The sequence below is a fragment of the Moorena sp. SIO1G6 genome, assembly GCF_010672795.1.
GTDB classification, from domain to species: Bacteria; Cyanobacteriota; Cyanobacteriia; order Cyanobacteriales; family Coleofasciculaceae; genus Moorena; species Moorena producens.
This window is the reverse complement of record NZ_JAAHFZ010000136.1, coordinates 1-3,573: the sequence shown is the minus strand read 5'-3', so window position 1 is coordinate 3,573 and position 3,573 is coordinate 1. Positions and strand designations below refer to the sequence as shown.

General features: G+C 40.1%; 2 protein-coding genes and 1 pseudogene. 2 read left to right on the top strand and 1 reads right to left on the bottom strand.

The features are described 5' to 3' along the window. Together F6K63_RS36435 and F6K63_RS36430 are read left to right on the top strand one after the other, a co-directional pair. A pseudogene (locus tag F6K63_RS36435) lies at positions 1-1,631 on the top strand (hypothetical protein); the annotation flags it as partial. 945 nt (positions 1,632-2,576) lie between these two features. Next, on the top strand, positions 2,577-3,005 hold the full coding sequence (locus tag F6K63_RS36430; protein ID WP_287314953.1) for a hypothetical protein: 429 nt from the start codon (positions 2,577-2,579) through the stop codon (positions 3,003-3,005). On the opposite strand, the gene F6K63_RS36425 is transcribed toward F6K63_RS36430, so the two are convergent. Continuing rightward, the gene (locus tag F6K63_RS36425; RefSeq protein ID WP_287314952.1) at positions 2,974-3,411 is read right to left on the bottom strand and encodes a hypothetical protein; all 438 of its coding nucleotides are present in this window, start codon (positions 3,409-3,411) and stop codon (positions 2,974-2,976) included. The genes F6K63_RS36430 and F6K63_RS36425 overlap by 32 nt on opposite strands. Positions 3,412-3,573: the final 162 nt, after the last annotated feature.

Here is a 3,573-nt window from a genome sequence, read left to right as displayed (position 1 = left end):
TGAAACATGTCCAAGATAATCTCATCTCATGGATACCACCAAGAAACCCCAGCAACATTCCAACTGACACAGACTTAGAAGCTACTGAATGGTGGACTGAAGACAACATCGGAACTACCAAAATATTCACACGAGACGTCAAACTAGCAGTCATTACTGAAGACTTCATTGAATGGTTAGAGAATGTATGCTCGGTAAAGCAGAAAGCCGAACTACTTGATAATCTCCACATAGTGACAGCTACTTATTATCCGAGATGCGAACGTGTTGATACTTTAGAAGAACTGCTAGACCGAAGAGCTAATCACACTGGCAAAAACACCACCAACGCTGTAAACCAACGCAAGAAGTCTAAAATCATCAAGACTGAACAAGAGTGCTATGCATGGACTAGTGTAAATCTTGGAGAATTGTTAGTTGATAAACTGCTCAAACTTCGAAGTCAATATAGCAAGAAAATAGCGAGTGAGAAACCATGGAACTCTCTGTATAAGCTAATTATAAACACAATCTACGGAATCATGGTTTCGCCATTTTTCGCCATTGGTAATGTAGTTGTCGGCAATAACATCACAGCACGCGCCCGAGCTATGGCGTGGTATATGGAGAAATCACTGCACGGTTTTCAGACCATTACTGATGGATGTGCTTTCGAGTTAGACAACGTCATTCATAAAAAATCTAGTCGTAAACTAACCGCTGAAGCATTAGTGGAAGCGTACACACCATCGAAAGCAAACCATTTAAAGTTCGGAAGTCTCTTTAAAGACCAAGATATCGAACTTGGGACAATTCAACAAGATGATGAATTGACAGTCATCGCCAAAACTAAAAATGGAATAATGACCAGTAAAGAGTTAGAAAACATGACAGCTAAGCAAGTAGCAACACACATACGAAACACATTCCCATCAGTTTCAGTGGTCAACAAGTTTGAATTTGAAATCAAGTCAATCTGCACATCTGGCACATTCCACGGCTCAGCTAACTACAAGTTTCAAATTGGCGATGAAAAAGTCACCACAAAAATGCGCTCATACCGAGATAATGAATGTCAAGCCGAAACCATGAATGGTGATGAGTTGCAAAGCTTAACTAACGAATATCTACCATCCGAAACATTCTTAGATAGTCTACACGAGACACCATACAGTGTTGAGCGTGCAAAAACTTATCTGTTCCGTAAGATACTGAAACCAAGCGAATACAAGAAAAATTATCTGACATCTTGGAAAAATTCTCAAGCATTCCCCGGATGCACAGTTGAGTCGGCTCGTCTGTTGCGAGAATGTAGCTTATCACAATTCACATTTCAAACCCATGACCAAATGAAAAGTTGGGAGCGTGAACAGAAATATCTCATCAACAAGTATGGTCAATCATACGAAACATTTTTCACTAATGATGATGGAACTATCAATTATCAACTGATGACAAATTCGATTGACGCAGCCATCCGTGCTGGTAATCGCAATTTCAAGTCAACCATCAAAGAACACAAGTACTACCATGCAGCGCGACATTATGAAGAACATCCAGAATTCCAATGTTTGCTAATGGTCAGAGCCAATTTAGATATTCGATATGGTCGCAAATTGGTTACTGGTAAAAATGATAGCAGTGAAGAGTAATCAAATCTAGATAAACCATCAATAAAAGTTAGCACATGCATTTTTGGAATTCACTGCTAACAAGAAACACAAACCGAAAACTTGTCAAATATTCACATTTTGCATGTGCTAACAAAACTGGGACATACCCAGTCAAAGGTCAATACTGACACTATGATAACACATTCATCCCATTAACACCAATTACCGGTATCAATGAAATGGATATCAATAATTCCAACTATTGAAAACGCTTGATGGTAGTTAGTAGTACTCTAATCCACACAAACCAATGGTGTTAATGGGTTATTAGACTGGTGATTTAAACAATGCCAAAAAACACTAAATTTCACCACTCAAGATATCAGTTCAAAAAAACCTGCTTGACTGGTGAAAAATCGAATTCTGAAACCCGCATGAAATATGGGTATGTGTGTTTTTGTTGGCGTGAACGCCGCTAATATATGGGGAATTGATGCACGCCAACCCCATATTTTGGCCGCGAAGCATCCGCTTAATTTCCGTGACTGAGAACTTGTTCTTATAGTTGACATCTCACAACGAGATTAAGCGTATTTGAGTCGGTTTTGGGTATTTGATGTTCTAATGACATTGTGAATCAATAAGCTATCATAACCATCCCTTCCCTCTACCCTTTACCCTTCTCTCTCCATCTGAGGGTCTGTTAGTTGACTATTTAGTTTGTGAATTTTTGATGTGTGTGGCCAAGATGGTCTGATTCATGCCCACATTTTGGCTATCATTGGCCGTACCCGGCCAATTAGCTGGTTCATATACCCATTTTAGCTTTAAGAGTGGTTACGGGCTTGCCTTTGCATTGGAATACCACCATGTAGAATCTATCTTAGGTGTCGCTGTTTTCTTTTTATGACCCCTAACTGTACCCCTGTCGCATTTTTCGATACATTGAACTTGGCAGAGCCGCCTTACCGAATCCCCATCCCAATGACTACTGAAGAGCTGCCTGGTAGTGATTGGTTGGATTGGTTGCTTTATAATGACCGGTTTCTGCTCGCCCATTCCATGCACCAGCGCTTTGTAGCTCATAAGACCATCAACGGTTACTGGTTTGCTCACCGCATAATGCATCAGCGAGTCCGTACCAATTTATTGGGAGTTTCCAGTGATTTGTGTTGTGGGTTGCTAGAGCTTGCTGCTATCAACATTTCCTTACCCGATAACGAGTACTGGGTAGATTGTGCGAACTATGAATTTAGTACTTACCCGGTGTGTTCCCCGAGTACTTCTGACGTCACTATGCAGTTAATTGACGAGTATATGCGAGCTGCTCACGGACTGAACACTATCCCACCAACCGAGCAGTGGGATAGCTTGAAAAAGTTCAGAGATTGGGTTTCATCTCTACAGCATTAGTGATAATTTCTTTAATAACTTCTTCGCCAATTATCTCTAAAAACCGTCCCGTGTAACCGCGTTTTTTCTCTCCGCGATGAACTACTTCAACACGATAAATTATAGTTGATTCATATTCTTTGCATGAGTAATATATTGTGTGATTTGTTTGTTCGTCGTAAAGCTCAATCTCTTCCCCCCATTGTACTTCAGACCTTATTAACCAATATTTATTTCCATTCTTATCATATGCAGTTTCACGGATTATAATTATCGGGTCATCTATTAAAAAATCTCGGTGAACGCCATCATCTTCACAGTATTCATCTGGATATGATTGGATGTAATTATCCACGACCATTATCACTTCTTCATTGCTGGGTATTTTGTAAGTGTTAATCATCCAGCTTGGGCTTCTACCAATCATATAGTCTTACAGAGTCTTACACGAGTATGTTAGCATAGTCTTACACAAGTCTTACAATACAAACGCATTGGCCATGAAGAGAACTAGTACTAGCACCGTGACTGATGGACTACTCCACTGTATGAATGGCAATTGGACCATCCAAATCCCAGCTGACGCTTA

Excerpts from the sequence above, each read along its gene's own strand:
- F6K63_RS36430 (WP_287314953.1), top strand. The coding sequence starts at position 2,577 with ATGACTACTGAAGAGCTGCCTGGTAGTGATTGGTTGGATTGGTTGCTT.
- F6K63_RS36425 (WP_287314952.1), bottom strand. The coding sequence starts at position 3,411 with ATGATTGGTAGAAGCCCAAGCTGGATGATTAACACTTACAAAATACCC.